At 41.3% G+C, this 22804-nt stretch carries 20 protein-coding genes and 1 tRNA gene; 5 read left to right on the top strand and 16 right to left on the bottom strand.

What is annotated here, in order from left to right; genetic code table 11:
* Positions 1-18 precede the first annotated feature (18 nt).
* The 3 genes from FTV28_RS01870 to FTV28_RS01860 all read right to left on the bottom strand — a co-directional run bounded on the left by FTV28_RS01870 (position 19) and on the right by FTV28_RS01860 (position 4426).
* Positions 19-1041, bottom strand: coding sequence for a substrate-binding domain-containing protein (locus FTV28_RS01870; RefSeq protein WP_179989312.1), 1023 nt, complete (start codon positions 1039-1041; stop codon positions 19-21).
* A gap of 474 nt (positions 1042-1515) precedes the next feature.
* The gene (locus tag FTV28_RS01865) at positions 1516-3048 is read right to left on the bottom strand and encodes an aspartate aminotransferase family protein (RefSeq protein WP_179989311.1); all 1533 of its coding nucleotides are present in this window, start codon (positions 3046-3048) and stop codon (positions 1516-1518) included.
* 4 nt (positions 3049-3052) lie between these two features.
* On the bottom strand, positions 3053-4426 hold the full coding sequence (locus tag FTV28_RS01860) for a diaminobutyrate--2-oxoglutarate transaminase (protein ID WP_004971681.1): 1374 nt from the start codon (positions 4424-4426) through the stop codon (positions 3053-3055).
* Positions 4427-4920: 494 nt separating this feature from the next.
* Here FTV28_RS01860 and FTV28_RS01855 point away from each other — a divergent pair, with 494 nt between their 5' ends.
* Positions 4921-5625, top strand: a complete 705-nt coding sequence (locus tag FTV28_RS01855) for an SIMPL domain-containing protein (RefSeq protein WP_179989310.1) — start codon at positions 4921-4923, stop codon at positions 5623-5625.
* 101 nt (positions 5626-5726) lie between these two features.
* Here the strand turns inward: FTV28_RS01855 and proB are convergent, their stop codons facing one another.
* Together proB and cgtA are read right to left on the bottom strand one after the other, a co-directional pair.
* The gene (gene proB, locus FTV28_RS01850) at positions 5727-6860 is read right to left on the bottom strand and encodes a glutamate 5-kinase (protein WP_096901091.1); all 1134 of its coding nucleotides are present in this window, start codon (positions 6858-6860) and stop codon (positions 5727-5729) included.
* 27 nt (positions 6861-6887) lie between these two features.
* On the bottom strand, positions 6888-8102 hold the full coding sequence (gene cgtA, locus FTV28_RS01845; protein WP_179989309.1) for an Obg family GTPase CgtA: 1215 nt from the start codon (positions 8100-8102) through the stop codon (positions 6888-6890).
* Between the two features lie 217 nt (positions 8103-8319).
* Between cgtA and FTV28_RS01840 the strand changes: the two genes are divergently transcribed.
* Complete coding sequence (locus tag FTV28_RS01840; protein WP_179989308.1) at positions 8320-9507, top strand: MFS transporter; 1188 nt, start codon at positions 8320-8322, stop codon at positions 9505-9507.
* Here FTV28_RS01840 and FTV28_RS01835 read toward each other — a convergent pair whose 3' ends face one another.
* The 5 genes from FTV28_RS01835 to uvrB all read right to left on the bottom strand — a co-directional run bounded on the left by FTV28_RS01835 (position 9508) and on the right by uvrB (position 15707).
* A complete protein-coding gene (locus FTV28_RS01835) occupies positions 9508-9861 on the bottom strand; it encodes a helix-turn-helix domain-containing protein (protein ID WP_179989307.1) in 354 nt (117 codons plus the stop codon).
* A gap of 217 nt (positions 9862-10078) precedes the next feature.
* On the bottom strand, positions 10079-11536 hold the full coding sequence (locus FTV28_RS01830) for a glyceraldehyde-3-phosphate dehydrogenase (RefSeq protein ID WP_004971695.1): 1458 nt from the start codon (positions 11534-11536) through the stop codon (positions 10079-10081).
* Between the two features lie 268 nt (positions 11537-11804).
* Positions 11805-12725, bottom strand: coding sequence for an EamA family transporter RarD (gene rarD / locus FTV28_RS01825; RefSeq protein ID WP_004971698.1), 921 nt, complete (start codon positions 12723-12725; stop codon positions 11805-11807).
* A gap of 177 nt (positions 12726-12902) precedes the next feature.
* Positions 12903-13502 (bottom strand): lipocalin family protein, encoded by a 600-nt coding sequence (locus FTV28_RS01820; RefSeq protein WP_004971700.1) that lies wholly within the window; start codon positions 13500-13502, stop codon positions 12903-12905.
* A 177-nt stretch (positions 13503-13679) separates the two neighbouring features.
* A complete protein-coding gene (gene uvrB, locus FTV28_RS01815) occupies positions 13680-15707 on the bottom strand; it encodes an excinuclease ABC subunit UvrB (RefSeq protein WP_104851763.1) in 2028 nt (675 codons plus the stop codon).
* Between the two features lie 252 nt (positions 15708-15959).
* Here uvrB and FTV28_RS01810 point away from each other — a divergent pair, with 252 nt between their 5' ends.
* Positions 15960-16748: a hypothetical protein gene (locus FTV28_RS01810; protein ID WP_004971705.1), complete on the top strand. Its 789-nt coding sequence runs from the start codon at positions 15960-15962 to the stop codon at positions 16746-16748.
* A gap of 57 nt (positions 16749-16805) precedes the next feature.
* On the opposite strand, the gene FTV28_RS01805 is transcribed toward FTV28_RS01810, so the two are convergent.
* On the bottom strand, positions 16806-16985 hold the full coding sequence (locus tag FTV28_RS01805; protein ID WP_004971707.1) for a hypothetical protein: 180 nt from the start codon (positions 16983-16985) through the stop codon (positions 16806-16808).
* A gap of 219 nt (positions 16986-17204) precedes the next feature.
* Here FTV28_RS01805 and FTV28_RS01800 point away from each other — a divergent pair, with 219 nt between their 5' ends.
* Positions 17205-18440: a pyridoxal phosphate-dependent aminotransferase gene (locus tag FTV28_RS01800; protein ID WP_004971708.1), complete on the top strand. Its 1236-nt coding sequence runs from the start codon at positions 17205-17207 to the stop codon at positions 18438-18440.
* Positions 18441-18636: 196 nt separating this feature from the next.
* On the opposite strand, the gene FTV28_RS01795 is transcribed toward FTV28_RS01800, so the two are convergent.
* A complete protein-coding gene (locus FTV28_RS01795; protein ID WP_179989306.1) occupies positions 18637-19464 on the bottom strand; it encodes a DMT family transporter in 828 nt (275 codons plus the stop codon).
* A 124-nt stretch (positions 19465-19588) separates the two neighbouring features.
* On the bottom strand, positions 19589-20047 hold the full coding sequence (locus tag FTV28_RS01790) for a hypothetical protein (RefSeq protein WP_179989305.1): 459 nt from the start codon (positions 20045-20047) through the stop codon (positions 19589-19591).
* 250 nt (positions 20048-20297) lie between these two features.
* Between FTV28_RS01790 and FTV28_RS01785 the strand changes: the two genes are divergently transcribed.
* Positions 20298-20373 (top strand) — tRNA-Asn (locus FTV28_RS01785).
* A 281-nt stretch (positions 20374-20654) separates the two neighbouring features.
* Here FTV28_RS01785 and FTV28_RS01780 read toward each other — a convergent pair.
* Genes FTV28_RS01780 through recO form a run of 3 tightly spaced genes read right to left on the bottom strand, consistent with a single transcriptional unit; the run spans position 20655 to position 22798 of the window.
* Positions 20655-21308 carry a tRNA-(ms[2]io[6]A)-hydroxylase gene (locus tag FTV28_RS01780; RefSeq protein ID WP_179989304.1) on the bottom strand — a complete coding sequence of 218 codons (654 nt, stop codon included), beginning with the start codon at positions 21306-21308 and terminating at the stop codon, positions 20655-20657.
* A 39-nt stretch (positions 21309-21347) separates the two neighbouring features.
* Complete coding sequence (gene pdxJ / locus FTV28_RS01775) at positions 21348-22073, bottom strand: pyridoxine 5'-phosphate synthase (RefSeq protein ID WP_026438307.1); 726 nt, start codon at positions 22071-22073, stop codon at positions 21348-21350.
* Positions 22074-22084: 11 nt separating this feature from the next.
* Positions 22085-22798 (bottom strand): DNA repair protein RecO, encoded by a 714-nt coding sequence (gene recO, locus FTV28_RS01770; protein WP_179989352.1) that lies wholly within the window; start codon positions 22796-22798, stop codon positions 22085-22087.
* Between the last annotated feature and the right edge of the window lie 6 nt (positions 22799-22804).

Raw genomic sequence — 22804 nt, 5'->3', positions numbered from 1 at the left:
CAGCTGCTTTAACTCAAATTACTTAACCGCTTTACCAGCTTTGAAGTTAGCAAGAACTTGTGCACGCTCTTTGTCAGACATAGAGATCAAACCTGCTTTGTCTAATTTAGAATCTTTACCAGATACTTTCTTGCTCAAGAAGTATTCAGTAAATTGCGGTAAACCTTTGATTGATTTAAGGTGCTCACCTTTCACGTAGAAGAACAATGGACGTGATACAGGGTAAGAACCATTTAAAATTGTGTTTTCAGATGGCGCTACGTTGTTTACAGTTGCAACACGTAAACGGTCACGGTTTTGGTAATAGAAACCTAAGCCGAATACACCTACTGCGCTTGGAGAAGTTTTCAAACGTGCCAGTGTTTCTGTGTAGTCACCCGCGATTTCGATTACACGACCATCCTTACGGAAAGTAGTACACACTTTCTTTTGCGCATCTTTGTCTAATGCTTTGATTGCAGCATAAGCTTCACAGCCTGCATCAACCATTTTCTCTTGGAACACTTCACGTGTACCGTGGTTAGACGCTGGAATTACAAGTGTAATAGGCTCGTTTGGAAGTGTTTTGTCAATTTGGTTCCAACGTGTATATGGGTTAGCAACCATTTTACCTTTAGATGGTAATTGAGCTGCAATTGCTGCATATACATGGTAAGGCTTTAATTTGTAAGCCGCTTTGTTTGAGTTAGAAGCAAATACGATACCGTCGTAACCAATTTTAATTTCTAAAACTTGGTTTACGCCTGCTTTTTTACAAGCAGCTAATTCTGAATCTTTAATTTTACGAGATGAGTTCGCGATGTCGATTGTGTTATCACCCACACCTGTACAGAACTGCTTCAAACCACCTGAAGAACCGCCTGAACCAACAACTGGAGTTTTGAATTGTGGGAAAGTATTACCAAATTCTTCTGCTACAATACTTGCGTATGGTAGAACGGTTGAAGAACCCGCGATTTGGATGGTGTCACGAGCTGCGTTAGCAGTTGTTACAGCTGCTGCAGATACGGCTAAAGCAATGGCGATGTTAGTAAAGCGCATTCTGTTCTCTCTCATAGTATGCAAGTTCGGAGTACGTCACTTGTTATTAAGTTTTGTACTTATTTCGATAACTGCATTGTGGTTTTATAATATGACAACCATGTTACAGCTTTGTTACGCTTTGGTTATATTTGCTTTTCGTATCTGAAATAATTTTTAAATGATTTAAAATCAATAACTAATAAAACACTAGAGTGCTTATTTTTTTCAGTATTTAAATTTCAAATTGTAATAATTCATGCCAATGTCATCATTATTTATGGTTTTTTCTACCAAAATTGATGGTTTATTCGCCAATTGCGTAATTTTTATGTCATCCGCAGTGCATTATTTGAGCCCAAAACACCCAATCCATCACAAAATTCAAGCAAGAACGGTACAACACTTCACTGCAATATTTTTAATCAGACACAAAAAAAGCCACCGTAGTGACTTCTTTTGTTGTATTTCATAACAATCTGAATAATGAAAGCATTAGTCGATTGGTGGCGTATAAGTACCCGCGACAATCGCATCTTTAATGCGATCTGCTTCTGCCAATACTAGGCCTAACAAGTTTTTCACGTTTTCAAGTGTTGCCACTGGACTTAAAGTCGTCATCTTCAATGATTGAACATTACCGACTTTAGTTACACCAATATTGGCCTCACCACGTGCAAATAATTCATCTGCCACGTTTTGGTTCAAGCTATCCAAGAACTCTGCAGGATAACCTTCAGGCACAACACGGAACAACACTGAAGCAAATTGTGGTTCAACCAACAATTCTAAACCTGCAGTCGCTTTAATATAATCAGCAACGTCACGGGTTAGCTTCACACCATGATCAATCATAGAACCGTAAAGCTCTTCACCTAATGCTTCAATCGTCATCCAAAGTTTCAACGCATCAAAACGACGCGTTGTTTGCAATGACTTAGACACCAAGTTTGGTACGCCATGTTCTTCATCATAAGCAGAGTTCAAATATTCTGCTTCATAGTGCATGAAACGATAGTTCGCTTCATCTTTCAGTAAGAACGCACCGCACGAAATAGTTTGGAAATAATGCTTATGGAAATCCAGTGTCACAGAATCAGACAACTCAATACCATCAAGCATGTCACGATGACTGTTAGAAAGAATTAATGCACCACCCCAAGCTGCGTCAATGTGCATCCACGCGCCATATTGATTGGTGATGTCACGAATCTTTTTAAGTGGATCAATCGCGCCCGCATCGGTTGTACCCGCAGTTGCAACCACACATGCAACAATCTTACCTTCAGCTTTTAAATGCGCCATGGTTTGCTCAAGTGCAACCACGTCCATTTGTGCATTTTCATTAACAGGTACAGTAACAACCGATTGGAAGCCCATACCCATCATCGCCATGTTCTTTTGCACAGAGAAGTGTGCATTTTCAGAACAAATGACTTTCACATTACGCATTGCATCGCTTGGAATACCATCGCGCTGAACAGACCACGGATTACCGTTTTCATCTTTCCAGTTCTTTGCAATACACGCATCACGCGCCAATAACACACCCATCAAGTTAGACTGCGTACCACCTGAAGTGAACACGCCCGCTTGACCTGCACCATAGCCAACTTTTTGACGTAACCAGTCAATTAGTTGTACTTCCATCAATGAACCTGCAGGGCTTTGATCCCAAGAGTCCATAGATTGGTTGGTTGCGTTAATGAGAACTTCTGCAATTTGGCTTGCCACCATAGTTGGACAATGCAAATGTGCCAAAGAATGTGGATGATGAACTTTTAAACTTTTGTTTAAGAAAAGCTCAACCATGCGTTCCAATGACTTTTGTACACCCAAACCTTGTTTTGCAGGCTGGAAAGAAATCGCTTCACGCAATTCTTTAATGCTGCCGCCTGTGTACATTTTGTCATTTTGCAACCATGCCGCGACTGCTTGAGTCGCTTGTTCCATTGCTGCACTGTAGTCAGCAATGGATTGAGCATCATTGCAGAGTAACGCTTTACGATGTTCTGCAAAATCTACCATAAACTTATGCGCCTCGAACTGCGACTAACGCTTCAGCAACTGCTTTCTTGAAGCGAGCGATGACTTCTACACATTCTTCTTGAGTAATGATGAGTGGACAAAGTAAACGGATTACCGTACCACCACGACCACCTTTCTCAAGCAACAATTTGTTGTCAAAACATGCAGCTTGAACAGCAGCAGCCAATTGAGAGTCTGCTGGATAAGCACCTAAACGGTCTTTTTCTTGGCGTTCATCTACAATTTCGATACCAATCATTAAACCGCGACCACGCACGTTACCAATACATGGGAATTCAACAGCTAATTTTTTCAATTCAGCTTGTAAGAACTCACCACGCTCTTGCGCATTTTGTGCAAGGTTTTGTTCTTTAATGGTTTTAAGCACCACAAGACCAGTACCCATTGCCAATTGGTTACCACGGAAAGTACCCGTGTGACCTGCAGGCTGCCATGCGTCAAACTTACGTTTAATTGCAAGTACAGCCAATGGCAAACCACCACCAACAGCTTTAGACATTACAATCACGTCTGGCTCAATACCTGCATGTTCAAATGCAAACATTTTGCCTGAACGTGCAAAGCCCGCTTGAACTTCGTCTAAAATTAAAACGATGTTGTGCTTTTCAGTCACTTCGCGGATTTTTTTCAACCATTTAATTGGTGCAGTTACTACACCGCCTTCACCTTGAATTGCTTCAAGAATCACAGCTGCAGGCTTAGTTACACCGCTTTCTACATCTTCAATGAAGTTTTCAAAATAATACGTTAAAGCATCTACACCCGCTTCACCGCCAATACCAAGTGGGCAGCGGTATTCATGCGGATATGGCATAAATTGAACACCAGGCATTAAACCATTGACTGCGTTTTTTGCAGACAAGTTACCTGTCATCGCCAATGAACCATGAGTCATACCATGATAGCCACCTGAGAAGCTGATGACTGAGCTACGACCTGTATAGGTTTTTGCAAGTTTGATTGCCGCTTCTGTGCCATCTGCACCTGTAGGACCACAGAACTGCAAGCAGTATTCTTCTTGACCACCAGGCATGTGTGAAAGTAACGCTTCAGTAAAAGCATCTTTCAAAGGTGTCGTTAAATCTAGGGTATGTAATGGCAAACCACTCGCTAAAGTGTCTTGGATGCTTTGAACCACCGCAGGATGGTTATGGCCCAATGCCAAGGTTCCTGCCCCAGCCAAACAATCTAGGTACTCAGTACCTTCAACATCGGTAACCCAACAACCCAGTGCTTTCGCTATCGCTAACGGTAATTTACGAGGATAACTACGCACATTCGATTCCATCTGACTTTGGCGAGTCAAGTAGTATTCGTTTGTGGAATGGTTGGCAGGGTTTACAGAAGTAACGCTCATATCGAATTACCATCTCTGATATGGGTTGAAAGAAATAAGTCTGGTGACTTGCGGTCCTTTGACTCGGTGCTTTTTTGATCTAGCGAGATAGAGTTTTGTTCTTCAAGACTAGGAAGCGGGATAATACCTAATTTTTCTAGAAAATAAACAGGTTTAACCCAAATATTGCCTAATTTCATCGAAAAAACATATCTTGCAGATGATTCGATTGAATTATCATCTTACATTGTGACAAAGGAAAGAAAATTTAACTCTTTCCACTTCCTTTATACGTTTTTTTGCACAATCTCTCAAGTCATGCAGCATTTATTTTCAAAATAGTATAGATCATTATTTTTATTGAATTTTATAAATGCTTTTTTGCTGCAATTTTTAACGCATATTTTACAAAGCCACCACAAATTCAACTAAAAATCCTCACAAAGCAAAGTTACTATTTAAATCAATTCAAACGCTTTTCATAAATCCTGATCCCCTGAATAATAGGTCAAAATATGCGCTTACTTTCTCTCGCTGCTACCCTGTTGGCTGTTGGTGCTGCAAGCACTGCTTTTGCCCAACAAAATGAATCTTTAAATTACAATATCGTCAATGTTCAAGCCGAAGCTACACGCGAAGTTTCAAATGATCAAATGCACGCTGTGTTATATATTGAAAAAAGTCACAAACAGCCTGCTGAACTTGCATCACAAATTAACCAGTTAATGAACCAAGCCATTGCAACTGCACGTAAGTATCCACAAGTGAAAGTTGAAACGGGCTCACAAACCACCTATCCAATTTACGACAATGACAGTCGTAAGTTAAAAGAATGGCGCGGTCGTGCAGAGGTACGGGTACAAAGTACCGATTTTAAAGCCGCAAGCCAATTGGTGAGCGAGCTACAACAAAACTTTCAGACCCAATCTATTAATTTTAGCGTGTCTGATGCACAACGTAAAAAAGTTGAAAATGAGTTGATGGTCGAAGCATCTAAAAACTTTCAACAACGTGCGCAAATGTTAAGTCAGGCTTGGAATAAATCGGGCTATAACTTGGTAAACTTGAACCTAAACACCAATTCTTATTTCCCGCAGCCTGTTATGCGCGCAAGCATGGCAAAATTTGCAGTCGCAGAAACGGCTGTAGCTGATCAAGATATGGCAGCAGGTGAATCTAAAATTACAGTCAATGCAAATGGAACGATTCAGTTTAAATAAACTTGAAGCATGACATGAATTGCTTAAGTAATAAAAAACCGCTTGGATATTCCAAGCGGTTTTTTTTGATAACTTCAATTGAATGATAACTTACAGCATCATCAATAAATCGCCATGTGATTGCGGTGAATCATCTCCAACGAACGTGCCTCGCCTAACACCTGATGCACTTTGTCAGAAGCCAAGCCTTTGACCAAGTCAGCTGAACGCGAACTAAAATTAACACGTCCCACAGCGACACGATGACCCTGTGTATCTACACACTCCACCACATCGCCACGTTCAAAATGCCCTTCTACCGCTTTTACACCCACAGGCAATAAACTGCGATGATTTTCTTTAATGGCTTTGACTGCGCCATCATCAATCACCAAACGTCCTGCCGTTTGTAAATGTGCCGCCAACCACTGTTGATGTGCTGCAATACGGTCATTGTCAGTAATGAACAGTGTACCCAACATTTCGCCCGCCATTAAACGCGCAAGCACATTGTCACTTTCACCACTGGCAATTAAAGTTGGACAACCCGATTTAGCCGCCAAACGCGCTGCACGGACTTTGGTCAGCATGCCACCGCGCCCAAACTTGCCGCCACCACCCGCCATATCAAACAGACTTTCATCCAAAGCACGTACAGTATGGAACAGTTTTGCGTTTGGATTAGAACGTGGGTCGGAGTCAAACATGCCTTGCTGATCGGTCAAAATAATCAACAAATCTGCATGTACCTGCCCTGCCACCATCGCAGCCAAAGTGTCGTTATCACCAAAGCGAATTTCGTCAGTAGACACTGTGTCATTTTCATTAATGACTGGTATCACGCGCCATTCAATCAGGTTTTGCAATGCATCGCACGAGTTTAAATAACGACGACGATCTGCCAAATCATCATGGGTTAATAGGACTTGTGCAGTTTGAATCTGGTGTTTTTCCAGCACACTTGACCAAGTTTGAATCAAGCCCATTTGACCAATGGCAGCGCATGCCTGAAGACTGGGTAGATCGGTGGGTCGATGCTCAAGTTTCATTCGCACCATACCTTCAGCCACAGCTCCCGATGACACTAAAATAATTTCGTGTCCAGCATTGTGTAGATCTGCAATTTGTCCCGCCCAATGCGAGATTGCATCCAAATCTAAACCTTGCCCATTGGCTGTGAGTAAAGATGATCCGATTTTAACAACGATTCGTTTACAACCCTTGAGCTGACGTTGCCCATCTACCACTTCTATCATCTTGTCCTCAGTCACTTTTTGTAGCGCTTAGCGTACGTAGTACACTTCTACTTCGCCATCTTCACCATCATCGTCTTCGTCATCATCGCCCAGCATACCTGCAAGACGTTGCTGACGGCGCATCTCACGATACGCTTCTTTCGCGGCAATGGTTTGTTCACGTGTTTCAGCTTCCAGCTGATCACGGAATGCTTTCATTTCTGCTGCGTACTCAGGATCTTCAACTTCGCGTTCACGTTGTTGCTCAATTTGATCCATCAAGTAATACACCACTTGCTGTGTACCTTCAGACATTAAGCCTGAAGTTTTGAACACAGGACCATCCCACTGCAATTCTTCAAGAATGTGTTTACACCATTCTTCACGTGAATCTTCAGGAAGTTGATCAAGTTTATTCAACACCAACACGATTGGTAACTTTGCCAAAGTTGGAGAGAATTTTTCCAACTCTTGCAGAATTGCTTTGGCATTGTACGCAGGATCAGAACCATCAATAGGTTGAACATCCACAATGTGCAGTAAAATACGAGTACGCGCCAAGTGTTTCAGGAAGCGAATCCCCAAACCTGCGCCTTCTGCTGCACCTTCAATTAGTCCTGGAATATCTGCCATGACAAAAGAACGATGACGATCTGCATCCACCACGCCTAAATTTGGCACCATGGTGGTAAATGGATAGTCAGCAACTTTTGGTTTTGCCGCAGACACGGCACGAATAAAGGTCGATTTACCCGCGTTTGGCATGCCTAGCAAGCCTACATCGGCAAGGACTTTCAACTCCAGACGGATTTCACGAAACTCACCTTTCGTACCATGCGTGAATTTACGCGGTGTACGGTTGGTAGATGATTTAAAGTGAGTATTCCCTAAACCACCATCACCGCCTTGAGCGACCAATACTTTCTGACCGCTTTCGACTAAATCTGCAATAATATCGCCAGAGTCTGTATCAACAATGGTTGTGCCCACTGGAACGGTCAAAACGACAGATTCACCACCACGACCTGCACAGTTTGCGCCCGAACCGTTTTTACCACGTTCAGCGCGAAATTTACGGGTATAACGATAATCTACAAGGGTGCTTGCGTTGTCGTCGGCTTGCACATAAATACTGCCGCCACGTCCACCATCACCACCATCTGGTCCACCAAATGGTACGAATTTTTCTCGGCGAAAACTGGCTACGCCATTGCCACCGTCGCCAGCCTCTACGGTAATGACTGCTTCATCAACAAAGCGCATCTTGCCAATCCTCTAAAACTTTAAAAGCCGTATATTCTGCCATATTTTAGAAAATTTCTCGAATTATATTTATGCAATCGTATCAACTCAGGCTTTTTATATCAGGAACGTCAAAATCACTGATTTATTTTAACAATCATGTGATCGTTTTTTCTTATTTCTCCTTCTTAGGTTAAATTCTTATAGTGCATCCGCCCTTTTTGTTTTACTTGCATTTATGTCTGACTCTGCAACCACAACAACTGCTTTATCTCCTCAATTTAGTTTACTGATGGCAACAGCATGTGGTTTATGTGCAGGCTCTGCTTATTTTAACCAACCGCTGATTTATTCAATTGAAAAAAGTTTAGGCATCAGCACCAGCCAAGCAGGTTTTGCAGTAGTACTTGCACAAATCGGCTATGGTTTAGGATTAATGTTACTTGTGCCTTTGGGCGATTTACTCAATAAAAGAAAATTGATTGTGAGTTTGATGGTCTTTGCAGCACTCTCACAAATTTTACTGTCCTTTAGCAGCAATTTAACCATGCTGTATTTCTTTACGGTATGTGCCACATTTGGTGCGATTTCCGCACAGGTTTTAATTCCTTTTGCATCAAGCATTAGTCCACCCGAATCGAGTGCTGCCATTGTAGGCAAACTGATGAGTGGTTTGGTGATGGGTATTATTTTATCGCGCACCTTTGCTGGTTTTGTTTCGACCTTTTGGTCTTGGGAAGGTGTTTATTTAAGTAGCGGCATAATCACCCTACTGTTTGCAGGGCTGATGTGGAAAAAGCTACCTTCTACAACTGCCAATAAAAATTTGACCGTGGTAGCTATTTATCGTTCTCTAATACAATTGGCCACCACCCAGCCACATTTAATTCGCAGAGCCTGCGCAGGTGCTTTAGGCTTTGCCATTTTATCTTTAGTTTTCACTTCCATGACTTTTGTCTTGGCCAATCCACCTTATCATTTTAGTGATTTTCAAATCGGGCTTTTTGGCTTATTGGGTGTAATAGGCATTTTTTCTTCAAGCTGGTCAGGTAAAACGGTGGGCAAAGGCCGCGAAAATTTCGTCGCAATGCTCTGTATCAGTTTGATGTTGTTTTCTTGCATTCCACTCTTTTTTGCACAGCAGAATATTATGGCTTATGCAGTGGGCGTATTGATGAGTTATTTTGGCCTCACTGCATTTCACGTACTGAATCAGAACTTGGTGTATCGAATTGATGCCACCGCACGCTCACGCATTAATGCCGTATATATGACCATTTATTTTTCGGGTGCGGCACTTGGTTCTCTGACGGCGGTCTACGCATGGCAGCACTGGGGGTGGATGGGCTGTGTCGCGTGTATTTTAATTTTTGCTGTGGGCATTTTATTGATTGATCGTTATGATTTTAGACAGCAAGAAAGATAATTATTCTGACAAAGTCTGATTGATATTCTTTTCTAAATAACCAATCAACTGATTAATTTTTTCTGCAATTTGTGAACCTTCAAACGTAAGTTGATACTCCACTTTAGGCGGCACCGTTGGGTAAACTGTACGTAAAATTAACCCATCTTGCTCAAGAGTTTTCAGGGTTTGCGCCAGCATTTTTTCACTCACCCCTTCAATGCGCTGTCTTAGCTCACTAAAGCGGTGCAAACCTTCGCTTAAACAATGCAACACCAACATTGACCATTTATTGGCTAAATGTTCTAAACGAATCCGTGATGGACAATCTTTAGCAAGGACTTGCCCGAGTAAGTGACTGGTTGCATATTGCATAACGGTATCCTTCTGTTATTTCTATTGTTCAGGCTTTGAAAGCTTGAAAGCAAAATCAAATCTACTTACTTTTTAGCATAGACTCTATTTTGGTAAGTTTAGGATAGCGTATTAGGTGGAAATTTCAACACTCATCCTTATATTTAAGAATGAAATAAATGCAAAAAAAAGAGCTTCATTTGAAGCTCTTTTTGATTTTAAATTCTGTATCTACAAATTATGCATTTGTTTCAGCAGGAACTTTAGGATAGCTTACGCCGCCCATTTGCTCAGCGATACGTAATACTTGACAGCTATAACCCACTTCGTTGTCATACCAAACGTAAGCAGTTAAACGGTTGCCAGAAGTAATGGTTGCTTGCGCGTCAAATACACCCGCAGTACGTGAACCAATGAAGTCGCTTGAAACCACTTCAGTCGAGTTGGTATAACCAATCTGACCTTGAAGGTTAGAGTGAATTGAAATTTGACGAATATATTCGTTCACTTCTTCACGATCTACTTCTTTCTCAAGCGTTAAGTTCAAGATAGCAAGTGATACGTTTGGCGTTGGAACACGTACAGAGTTACCTGTTAATTTACCTTGCAATGCAGGCAATGCTTTCGCAACTGCTTTTGCTGCACCAGTTTCAGTAATAACCATGTTCAAAGTTGCCGCACGACCACGACGATCTGCCTTGTGATAGTTATCAATCAAGTTTTGGTCGTTAGTGAATGAGTGAACAGTTTCAACGTGACCATTCACAACAGTGTACTTGTCATGCAACACTTTTAAAGTTGGTGTAATTGCGTTTGTTGTACAGCTTGCTGCAGAAATAATGGTATCTTCATCAAGAATGTCTGCTTGGTTAACACCGTACACCACGTTTTTCATGTCACCTTTACCAGGTGCAGTTAAAATTACGCGTGCAGCACCTGGGCATTGAAGGTGTTGTGCAAGACCTTCTGCATCACGCCATTTACCTGTGTTGTCAATCACCAATGCATTGTTGATGCCATAAGCCGTATAGTCTACTTCAGATGGGTTAGACGCATAGATCACTTTAATGAAGTTACCATTTGCGATAATTGCTTCATTTTCTTCATCTACAGAAATCGTGCCTGCAAATGGACCGTGAATAGAGTCACGACGCAATAAAGACGCACGTTTTTCTAAATCACCATCAGACGATTTACGTACCACAATTGCTTTAAGGTTTAAGCCACGGCCAAGACCAGATTGACCAATGATTAAACGCGCAAGGATACGACCAATACGACCAAAACCGTAAAGTACAACATCTTTGCTTTCTACAGTTGTTGGATTGCCCGCTAAAGATTTCACAGCGTCTGCAACAAATGCATTTACATCGCCGCCTTTTTCTTTATATTCAACAGCAAGTTTACCTAAGTCGATTTCTGCTGAACCGATGTTGTCTACTTTAGCCAAAGCTTCAAGCAATGGGAAAGTGTGAACAACTGAAAGTTCTACGTCCATCATACGAGTACGACGGTGTGCTTTCAAAATTTGAATCACAGAACGGTTAACTAAAGAACGACCAAAAACTGAAACCATGATATTTTTTTCACGGTACAACTGACCGAGTAAAGCAATCATACGTTCCGCGATTTCTTCACGGTTTTTCCAGCGACCTTGGTGCTCTGCGTGTAGGGCGATGATAGTCTCTTTGCTCACAGATACGTCCTCTAATTAATTGTATATCTAGGCATGAATTTCAAAACCCGATAATTGTAATGGAATTGTCGTCAAGATTGAATCAAAAGCTGGTACTGACCCGAATATTTTCCTATATATTCACTATAAATTCATAAAATAGTTGTAATTATTTTTGTGATTTTAGTTTTTTCAACAAAAGTTCAATTTTTTAGACGAAAAGGAGGATGATGCCAAACCTCATTATCCTCTTGGAAATTTGAATATCTCACCATAACGACGGCTTTTATTATTCAGATGACTGTTGAATTTTCCGCTGTAAATCTTGCTGATTCATTTTTTGCTTTCTTAAATGCAAGCACCCTTCAACCACCAATAATGCAACTGCCAACCAAATTGGGATATAAGTCAGCCATTCCCCTGCTTCAACTCGTTCACCTAACAACATAGACACAAAAGCCAACAGCACAGGTTCTAAATAACTCAGTAAACCAAAAATCACAAAAGGCAAATGGCGGCTGGCCAAAATATAACTGCCAAGTCCCAATGCACTTAAAAAGCCCAATCCAAGTACCGACCAAATTAAATATGGAAAAGCTGCGATGACATTTACACTGTCACTATAATAAAAGCCTAAATATACCGCGACAGGAATAACTAGCAGTAAATCCCACCAAAACCCGCCCAAGTGATCGGTTTGAAAGACCCGACGTAAAAAGAAATATAAAGGATAGGCAAATGCCACATATAAGGTTTCCCACGCCACCGTGCCAATGCGCCAGATTTCATGACTGACACCTAGCACGGCTAAGGCAACTGCTGCCATCTGCCAAGTCGATAACTTTTCTTTATATAGCACACAGCCAAGCAAAACCATGATCAAAGGCAATAAGAAATAACCCAAAGAAACCTGCAAACCACGCCCGTTAATCGGCCCCCACAAAAATAACCACAATTGCGTAGTGCATAAAAAAGAACTAAAAATCAGCCAAAGTATGAATTGTGGTTGTTGTTTGAGCCGCTGAAAAATCGCGGAAATATGTTTTAAATCTCCCGACCACCACATAAACAAAGTTAGGAATGGCAAAGTTGCCAACATACGCCACGCAAAAGTTTCTTCGCTGTCTAAAGGTTTGAGTAATTGGGTATAAAAATACAGCACCCCAAAAGTGACCGATGCTAAAACCGATAGTGCAATGCCTTTATACATCCGACTCTCCCCTATATCAGTCGGCATTATACTCATATATACGTTGTTTTAGAGATTGATCGAATGTTCAAAATTTAAAATGACAGGATATAAAAAACCACGCAGCTTTTGCGTGGTCAATTGGTCTGCATACGTTTGTCTGCTTATATCTATAAGTAGCTCTGGAGCTGCTGCAACTTAGTCTGACTTTTTAGTTTGCGTATGTCTGGTATAAATCACATCACTTAAGTCATAACCGAGTGATTTGGCATAGTTCAGATATTCAGTCACGACAGCCTGATCAGGATGCGGCGTACGTGAAAGTACCCATAAATATTTACGGCGTGGTTCACCCACCAAGGCAGTTTGATAGTCATCATCTAGCTTTAACACCCAATAATCACCACGCCCTACAGGCAACCAACGAATGACTTCAGGTAAAAAGCTAACTTTGAGTTTGCTGTTAAAAGGCGCATTTTGTACAAAAGCTTCGCCCAAAGCACGCATTTGTTTGCCATCTTTTGCAATACAACGGTTATCCACCTGCACATTGCCATTTTCATTCAATGTATATGCTGCTGTTACATTTGAACCGCATTTGTTTTGGAAATATAAAGGCTTTCTTGCAACCTCATACCAAACGCCTAAATATTTATCTAATTCGACTTTTTCTACCGTTTTCATCGGTTCATTGGTTTTGGAATATGCCATAGTCGCAGCACCCAAACCAATCAGCACCACACCACCAAGGGCAATTTTGGCAAGTCGCGCACCTGCAAACGGAAGTTTTTTAGCCATTGTCCCAACCTCTAAACTCTAAACTCTAATGTTCAGTCAATTTTGTTTATCTTCTTCAAAAATAACCGCAAGCATTTCAATTTACTGTATGGATATGTAATTTTTGCAACTCAAATTTTACATAGCAAGTTTAGTATGCAAACTCGCACTTACACTGACAGTGCAATTCGCCCCAATTTAGCCAGATTGCAACATTTGCGCTTTTAAACGCAAAATTTCATCACGTAAACGAGCCGCTTGTTCAAATTGCAGTTCTTTAGATGCTTTCAACATCTCTTTTTCAAGTTTGGCAATATGTTTGGCATACAGTTTAGGATCAGCCAAAATGTGCTGTTCATCGTCACTTAAAGCACGGCTTTGTGCATTGATTTTTTCATCAATTTGCTCATCGTTCAGCACTTCACCTGTGTCGATTTCTTTAATCACCTGACGCACTGCACTACGTGGAGTAATGCCGTGCAATTCATTAAATTCAATTTGTTTGGCACGACGACGCTCTGTTTCATCTATCGCCTTTTGCATTGAATCGGTAATGCGATCTGCATATAAAATTGCTTTACCTTTCAAGTTACGTGCTGCACGTCCAATGGTTTGAATCAACGAACGTTCTGAACGTAAAAAGCCTTCTTTGTCGGCATCTAAAATTGCCACTAAAGACACTTCAGGCATGTCTAAACCTTCTCGTAACAGGTTAATGCCAACCAAGACATCATGCACGCCTGTACGTAATTCGTGAATAATTTTGACGCGTTCTACGGTATCAATATCAGAGTGTAAATAAGCCACTTGAATGCCGTATTCTTTTAAATACGAGGTCAAATCTTCAGCCATGCGTTTGGTTAAAGTGGTGACCAACACCCGCTCATTCAATTCTTTACGCAAATTGATTTCAGACAGCACATCATCCACCTGCGTTAACACAGGACGAATTTCAATTTCTGGGTCAATCAATCCTGTTGGACGCACCACTTGCTCTACAATTTGTTGCGATTTTTCCAACTCATATTGTGCAGGTGTAGCGCTCACATAAATTGTGGATGGGACGATGCGCTCCCATTCTTCAAATTTCATTGGACGGTTGTCTAACGCACTAGGTAAACGGAAACCATAATTCACCAAGTTTTCTTTACGTGATCGGTCACCTTTATACATCGCGCCAATTTGCGGAACGGTCACGTGCGATTCATCAATAATCAGCAAGGCATCATCAGGTACATAATCAAACAAAGTGGGCGGTGCTTCGCCTGCAGGTCGTCCAGACAAATGTCGTGAATAGTTTTCGATGCCGTTGGTATAGCCCAATTGCTGCATCATTTCTAAATCATAGCGGGTACGTTGTTCTATGCGCTGCGCTTCTAGCAATTTGTCATGTTCGCGAAAAAACACCAAACGCTCTTTTAGTTCTTCTTTAATGGTACCAATCGCACGTTCCAAATTATCCTTAGGCGTAACATAGTGACTTTTAGGATAAATAGTCACGCGCGGCACTTTACGCACCAATTTGCCTGTTAATGGATCAAACCAACGAATCGAATCGACTTCATCATCAAATAATTCTATGCGAATAGCATGCTGATCAGATTCAGCAGGGAAAATATCTAAAATTTCACCACGAATACGGTAAGTACCGCGCAAAAACTCTAGCTCATTACGGCTATATTGCATTTCCACCAAACGACGGATCAAATCATCACGATTCACCCGATCACCTTGCACCACATGCAGCAACATGCTCATATAAGCATTGGGGTCACCCAAACCGTAAATTGCAGATACCGATGCGACAATAATGGCATCACGACGCTCTAGCAAAGCACGTGTGGCCGAGAGTCGCATTTGGTCAATATGATCATTAATAGCCGCATCTTTTTCAATAAAAGTATCGGAAGATGGTACATAGGCTTCAGGCTGATAATAGTCATAATAACTGACAAAATATTCGACTGCGTTGTTCGGAAAGAACGCTTTAAACTCACCATACAACTGCGCTGCCAGCGTTTTGTTATGTGCCATGACAATGGTCGGACGCTGTGTTCTGGCAATCACATTGGCCATGGTATAAGTCTTACCTGAGCCTGTAACCCCAAGTAATAGCTGATCATGATAGCCCTGTTCTATCCCTTGAACCAATTTTTCAATGGCTTGTGGTTGGTCACCCGCAGGTTGATAGTTGGTGACTAAATCGAAAGGTTGCTTATCACTCACAAATGCAGCTCTCAGGTTTGATGCGACCTAATATTTTAGCAGATTTGCCTACACTCAGGACATCCGAATATGTTGTGGCGATGTTGCGTAGCTACAAAGCCATTGCTCGGTTTTAATTCTGTATTGGACGCTGTTAGAACGAAGATGTGCTACGACTAAATTGAGCACGGGGAAACTGCTTTAAGACTTGACCCACTGGCTATTCAAAGGCAACATGAAATTTCAGGACGACAACCATAAAAGCACACATTCATGACTTACCAATATCACGACGAATCAATTATCAAAAGCCTCCCTGAAGATACTGTTTTCGTATTTGGCAGTAACATGGCAGGACAACATGCAGGTGGTGCAGCACGAACAGCCAAAGAATTTTTTGGTGCCGTTGAAGGCGTCGGGCGCGGTTGGGCAGGACAAAGTTTTGCCATTCCAACCATGAATGAACATTTACAACAAATGCCACTATCGCAAATTCAGCACTATGTGGATGACTTTAAAATCTATGCCAAAAACCATCCTAAAATGAAGTATTTTTTAACTTCAATTGGTTGTGGTATTGCAGGTTATACGGTTGAAGAAATTGCCCCTATGTTTAAAGGCATTGCCCATAATGTGATTTTTCCTGCGTCGTTTCGTCCTTTTGTCGAAAAAGCATTGCCTAAACTAACGCAAAAATTACTACACACCATTTACCGTGATTCTGTGATTTTTACCCCTGCCACCGATGAATTAATTGAAGTCTTGGCATTGAGCGATAATGAAAAAGCCTTGGCTAAAATCATATTGAATACACAAATGTACCCAACTGACAGCAATGGGCGTGATCGGGTCTTTGAAATTCAGGATATTTTGCACAACTTAAATGGTAAGGTATTCGAGTTCCAAAATAATTCAGAAGGCCCAATGCTATTTGGTGCAGCGATTTTGGCTTTATTGGAATTGTATAATATCAACGAGCAAGATTTTAGCGATGTATGGCATGGCGTACGTGAAATCTCGCCGCCAAAACCTGCCAACAAAGCGCGTAAGCATGTTCGTTAATTTCAATACTTTTAAATCCCCATCAATAAAAAATGCCACGTAATTGTGGCATTTTTTTTAGCGCTTACCCATCGAACGACGAGTACCACGTGGCGGTGGCCAAGTCTTATCCGCATATTGCTCAGGTTTAGGACGCACCGAATTATGTACCGCCTGATCATTATCCTGCGCTGTGTTTGGCATTGGGAATGGGAGATTCACCAATGGTTTTTTTGAAGTAGGCTGCTGCTTACTCATGACCATTACTCTTATAAAATTTGGACTATTTTAAAGTTTTTTGCCGCCCGATGCGAGAAACTTCCACCTCACAGCAGTTTTAATCACGATTTCATAGGAAATTGGTCTAATTTGGTGATTTTTTATTAATTTGATGCAATTTTAAACGACGCAGACATCGAATTTAAGCTAAGATAATATGCTTTTTATTTTTTTTATCCCCATAAGAAGGAATATGCCGTGGACGTACGTCTCTCTGATCGTGTCAATGCCATCAAACCGTCCCCAACACTTGCAGTAACCAATAAAGCCGCTGAACTTAAAGCTGCGGGTCATAACGTTATTGGTTTGGGTGCAGGTGAACCGGATTTCGATACACCACAACACATCAAAGATGCAGCTATTGCAGCAATTAATAACGGTTTTACAAAATATACTGCTGTTGACGGTACGCCTGGTCTTAAAAAAGCCATTATCGCAAAATTAAAACGTGACAATAATCTTGACTACCAAGCGAACCAAATTTTGGTGTCTTGTGGTGGTAAGCAATCATTCTTTAACTTGGCGTTGGCTTTGTTAAACAAGGGTGATGAAGTGATTATCCCTGCACCGTTCTGGGTAAGCTATCCAGATATGGTGATTATTGCTGAAGGCGTGCCAGTCATTGTGGAATGTGGTGAAGAACAACGTTTCAAAATCACGCCTGAACAATTAGAAGCTGCGATCACTGACAAAACACGTTTAGTGGTGTTAAACAGCCCATCTAACCCTACAGGTATGATCTACACCAAAGCTGAATTAGAAGCTTTGGCTGCTGTACTACGTAAATACCCTGAAGTATTCATTGCATCTGACGATATGTATGAACCAATCCGTTGGGATGATGAGTTCTATAACATCGCAACAGTTGCACCAGACCTTTATGACCGCACAATCGTATTAAACGGTGTGTCTAAAGCTTATGCAATGACTGGCTGGCGTATTGGCTATGCAGCGGGCCCTGCTAAACTAATTGGTGCGATGAAGAAAATTCAATCTCAATCGACTTCTAACCCAACTTCTATTTCGCAAGTTGCTGCAGAAGCTGCATTGAACGGCCCACAAGACGTACTTGAGCCAATGGTTGAAGCATTCAAACGCCGTCACGACTTAGTTGTAAATGGTTTGAATGACATCAAAGGTATTTCTTGCTTACCTGCAGATGGCGCATTCTATGCGTATGCAAACATCAAACCATTGATTCGTGCGAAAGGCTTAAAATCTTGCACAGAATTCTCTGCTTGGTTATTGGAAGAAACTGGTGTTGCCGTTGTTCCTGGTGATGCGTTCGGTTTAGGCGGTTTCATGCGTATTTCTTATGCAACTGCAGACGAAGTACTTGTAGATGCGCTTGCACGTATCAAAAAAGCTGCTGAATCAATTGAAGGTGTAGATGAAGCGATTGCTTCAATCGAAGCTGAAAAAGCTGCAAAATAATCTAAACCTGTTTAGATGAACAAAACCCACGATTGAATCGTGGGTTTTTGTTTTTAATTGCGTTTTTTCACTCACTATTTCCCCTTCTTTCTGAGGAGAGAGATCACAAACAACGCTTTAAAAAAGCCTCACAATCATTTCTTGATAGATATAAGAAATTCAATAAAAGACCAAACCCGCTGCAATCTAAACGGTTTTATACACGTGGTTTAGTTAAAATCACCATCAAAATACCACACAACACAATCAAGGTTGCCACGACCATCAACAGGGTGAGTTGTTCACCTAAAAAAATCACACCGCCTAAAATCGCCAAACACGGTACAGAAAGTTGCACAGTACTTGCGGTAATGTGATCAATTTTTTTCACAATGCTATACCACAACACATACGCGCCAGCCGAAGCCAATGCACCCGACAACACTGCCAAAACCACACCCTGCCAAGTGATAAAACTTTCAGGTAAATGCCAAAGAAAAAATACAGCAACAAGTGGTGTCGCCAGAATGAAATTAGATAGAGTATTGGTTAAAGCATGCTGCATCGTCTTTGCAGCAATACTGTAAAAACCCCATGCAATACCTGCCAGTAACATCATCAATGCATATTTGAACGTTGGCGTACTGGCTTCAGGCAATAGCAACAAACCCATCCCCAATATAGCACAACCTAACCCGACCCAGCGCGGCAAAGTCATGCGCTCACCATGCAAAATCGCATAACTGATCATGGTGATTTGCACTGCGCCAAATAGAATCAATGCACCAATGCCTGCATCTATATGCAAATATGCCAACGAAAAACCGAGCAGATATACAGCAAGGCTGAGTGCAGATTTCCATTGGAATTGAATTGGTTGTTGAACCTGCAAAACAGCATAGAATATGCCTAAGCACACTGCCCCACTGCCAACCCTGAGCAAACTAAAACTCATAGGGTCAATTTGCTGTTCAGCCAATGCCAAACGACACAGCAAAGAATTTGCAGCAAATGCGAGCATGGCAATGCATATTTTAATCCACACGGCTGAATATCCTTTTCAAGCTGTTCGCAAATTTTTATCGCAGTTTATAACACTATTTTGGTGCGAGTCATTTAACTCGATTCAATGCAAATCTATTTGGCTGGCAATGATCAATCATCATAGATTAAACACTGTTTTTCAACGCAGTAATCAGTTCTGATTTAGACACTGTAGGTTGAGATGTTCCTTTATATTCACATAAATAGCGAAAAGTAAAGTCTAATTCTACACGCAATTGTTCTTGTTCAGACACAGACCACACGCGTGAACGGTTACTCCCCGAAAGCGCGCTGCCCGCCAGTTGGTACAAATACAAATCATGATCACGCTGCAATGGTTTTTTTGTGCCGTTGTCTGGATGGTCTGAAAGCAATTGGCAGGTCGATTGAATGAGCCATTTTTCACTAAACCACAACTGCAATAAATCGCCCAAATACAAATCTTGAGGTGCCAAAGGCCAGACATGAATAAACGCGCCTTCTACAGCAGTGTAGTATTGTTCAGGCGTAGACAAGATAGAAAGATAATGTTCTTGATAATAAGAAAATTGAGAAAAAATGTCAGAAATGCTGAGCGTATTCATTCGCTTACTCCGATTTAGCCATTTTAGTGCTGGCAAGTTGGGTTAAATCCACACTGTTTAAGATGCTACTTAAACGCTTTGTTCTGTCACTCAGACTAACAACCGATTTTGTGTAACGCAAGTCTTGTGGGTGATTTTTTAATAAAATTTTGTTTTTTGTTCAAATAAAAAGCATATAAAGTCAAAATGAAAGAAACATGACAATTTATGCTTGACCCTTGCTTAAATCTGCTTATAATCGCATTCAGATTCTCCCATAGCTCAGTCGGTAGAGCGACGGACTGTTAATCCGCAGGTCCCTGGTTCGAGCCCAGGTGGGAGAGCCAAATTCTAAAAAGCCCAAGCATAACGACTTGGGTTTTTTATTGCCTAAAATTTATGGATGATGTGGTCTGTAAATAACCAAGCAGCGATTCATGCCTTAATCGTTCAAAAAGATGAATGTAACTGTTTTGGGCAATTCAGCTTAATGTAATTCCTAATCTTAGCCTTGATCATTTCTAAGTGACTTAGGCAACAATCCACAATCAAAATACCTAAGCAATAACTTGATTGATAAAAAAACGGAACCGAAGTTCCGTTTTCTATCTTAGATCATCTACAAGTTTTAAGCGGCTTGCACAGGCACGCCACTATGAAAACGGAACAAATCATCTGGACTTAAAATCAGATTCTTTTCCACTTCACGTATATGCTGAATTCGTCCCTGAATATCTTCTTCAGGGTTTTTCAGTTTTTCCATTTTTGCAACATCCAAAGCCAGTGCTAAATAGTCTTCATAATGACGTGATTCTGATTTAAGCAAATAACGGTAATACTTACCTAATTCTTCATCCACCAGTGGTGCTAGCGCATAAAACCGCTCGCATGAACGTGCTTCTACAAAGGCACCAATCACCAAAACATCAATCAATGCTTCGGGTTCATAGGTGCGGATTTCTTTACGTAAACCACCTGCATAACGCCCTGCACTTAAACCTTGCCACGTTTGCCCGCGCTTTGCCATGAACTCTAGCACCTGCTCATAATGCAGCATTTCTTCGCGTACCAACTGTGCAAGTTTGACCTGTAAATCGGTAAAAAAGCTATAACGAAACATCAAGTTCATGGCTGTGCCTGCTGCTTTTTTCTCACAGTTGGCATGATCTTGCATCAAAATATCTAAATTATTTAATGCTTCATTCAACCATTCTTTAGGTGTTTCACAGCCTAAAAATGCTATTACAGGCTGCATCAATTCATCATAATTTATGCTGGACATAACGTTTCAAATTTTATCTTTCAATTTCAAATATACAGATTAACGCGCTGCATCAATCGCAGCTTTCATGCGTTTAACAGCCTGTTCCAAGCCGACAAATACAGCATCACCAATTAAAGCATGACCAATATTTAACTCATGGATGTGTTGAATAGCGGCAATTGCACCTACATTGTCCAAGTTCAAGCCATGCCCTGCATTAATCACTAAGCCACGGCTAGCTGCATATTCTACGCCCTGAACAATACGGGTCAATTCGGCTTGCTGTGCAGCTTCATTTTCTGCATTGGCATACGCGCCTGTATGAATTTCAATGGTCGGTGCACCACATGCAACGGCCGCATCAATTTGTGCAAGATCTGCATCAATAAACAGTGACACATCACAGCCAATTGCTGTTAATTCCTGAGTAGCGGCCTTAACTGCTGCAAAATTGCCTACTACATCCAAACCACCTTCAGTGGTGACTTCTTCACGGCGCTCAGGTACCAAACATACATGCTGTGGACGAATTTCTTTGGCAAACTCGATCATTTCTTCAGTAACTGCCATTTCCAAATTCATACGAGTTTTTAGCAACGGACGCATACGACGCACATCATCATCCTGAATATGACGACGGTCTTCACGCAAATGCAAAGTAATCCCCTCTGCACCCGCCTGTTCACAAACTAATGCGGCCTTCACAGGGTCTGGATAGTTCGTGCCACGCGCTTGTCTTAAAGTTGCCACATGGTCAATATTGACACCGAGTAAAGCCATAATAGGTTCCTACATTACGCTTGGGTTTGAGAATTCTGAATCCACAATTGGCGACTTTTTAAAGGTCGATCACCCAACAGTGAACTAATCATTTGTCGATACAGCCGAGACAGTAATTGTAACTGTTCTGGGTTAAAATCCCTACCTTTTTCATAGTCGCACATACTGAGGATCTGTGCGCCAAGCAAATTGGCTCGTGAAGCTTGTGCAGTAGGAATAAAACCATCATTCAATTGAAAATGATAATGCATATTGGGCTGAATCGGCTCTTGGTTCGCATTGACTGAAAAATCAATCGCATAGCCTAATTCTTCCAATAAAGCATGTTCAAACTGACGCAAAATTTGTCTTAAGAATAGATTGGGGTTTTCTTGACTAGATAAGTGTTGTAAATGCGCCAAAGTCTGATGATATTGCACAAAGGTTTCAGGCATTTCCACTTCGGCAGAACACAAGCGCAACACGATTTCATTTAAATAAAAGCCTGAAAAAAATGCATCACCAAAGAAGAAAACCGGTTGATTGACAATTTCCAGCTTGGTGAAATTTTTAAGGTCTGATTTTCCCGAAGCTTGTATGCGAATCGGTTGATATTGTGGCGGTGGCATTTGTCTTAAAATACCATCGACCCGCCCATGTTCGCGGGTAAACAAGTGCACAATATGGCTACGTTCGCGGTATTTTCGATGATGGATTAAATAACCATGCAAGATTTCATTACGCATGATAGCGTC

It is taken from the genome of Acinetobacter sp. YH12252 (genome assembly GCF_013417365.1).
Classification (GTDB): domain Bacteria; phylum Pseudomonadota; class Gammaproteobacteria; order Pseudomonadales; family Moraxellaceae; genus Acinetobacter; species Acinetobacter towneri.
Note: the sequence above shows the minus strand (reverse complement) of the source record. Positions and strands in the feature narration are given on the sequence as shown.

What these genes read in the sequence shown, in the direction of transcription:
- rarD (WP_004971698.1), bottom strand. Translation starts at nt 12,725, where the DNA reads ATGTATAAAGGCATTGCACTATCGGTTTTAGCATCGGTCACTTTTGGG.
- FTV28_RS01860 (WP_004971681.1), bottom strand. Translation starts at nt 4,426, where the DNA reads ATGAGCGTTACTTCTGTAAACCCTGCCAACCATTCCACAAACGAATAC.
- FTV28_RS01790 (WP_179989305.1), bottom strand. Translation starts at nt 20,047, where the DNA reads ATGAATACGCTCAGCATTTCTGACATTTTTTCTCAATTTTCTTATTAT.
- FTV28_RS01780 (WP_179989304.1), bottom strand. Translation starts at nt 21,308, where the DNA reads ATGTCCAGCATAAATTATGATGAATTGATGCAGCCTGTAATAGCATTT.
- FTV28_RS01805 (WP_004971707.1), bottom strand. Translation starts at nt 16,985, where the DNA reads ATGAGTAAGCAGCAGCCTACTTCAAAAAAACCATTGGTGAATCTCCCA.
- cgtA (WP_179989309.1), bottom strand. Translation starts at nt 8,102, where the DNA reads ATGCGCTTTGTTGATGAAGCAGTCATTACCGTAGAGGCTGGCGACGGT.
- FTV28_RS01865 (WP_179989311.1), bottom strand. Translation starts at nt 3,048, where the DNA reads ATGGTAGATTTTGCAGAACATCGTAAAGCGTTACTCTGCAATGATGCT.
- proB (WP_096901091.1), bottom strand. Translation starts at nt 6,860, where the DNA reads ATGATAGAAGTGGTAGATGGGCAACGTCAGCTCAAGGGTTGTAAACGA.
- FTV28_RS01870 (WP_179989312.1), bottom strand. Translation starts at nt 1,041, where the DNA reads ATGCGCTTTACTAACATCGCCATTGCTTTAGCCGTATCTGCAGCAGCT.
- FTV28_RS01840 (WP_179989308.1), top strand. Translation starts at nt 8,320, where the DNA reads ATGTCTGACTCTGCAACCACAACAACTGCTTTATCTCCTCAATTTAGT.
- FTV28_RS01810 (WP_004971705.1), top strand. Translation starts at nt 15,960, where the DNA reads ATGACTTACCAATATCACGACGAATCAATTATCAAAAGCCTCCCTGAA.
- FTV28_RS01835 (WP_179989307.1), bottom strand. Translation starts at nt 9,861, where the DNA reads ATGCAATATGCAACCAGTCACTTACTCGGGCAAGTCCTTGCTAAAGAT.
- FTV28_RS01820 (WP_004971700.1), bottom strand. Translation starts at nt 13,502, where the DNA reads ATGGCTAAAAAACTTCCGTTTGCAGGTGCGCGACTTGCCAAAATTGCC.
- FTV28_RS01855 (WP_179989310.1), top strand. Translation starts at nt 4,921, where the DNA reads ATGCGCTTACTTTCTCTCGCTGCTACCCTGTTGGCTGTTGGTGCTGCA.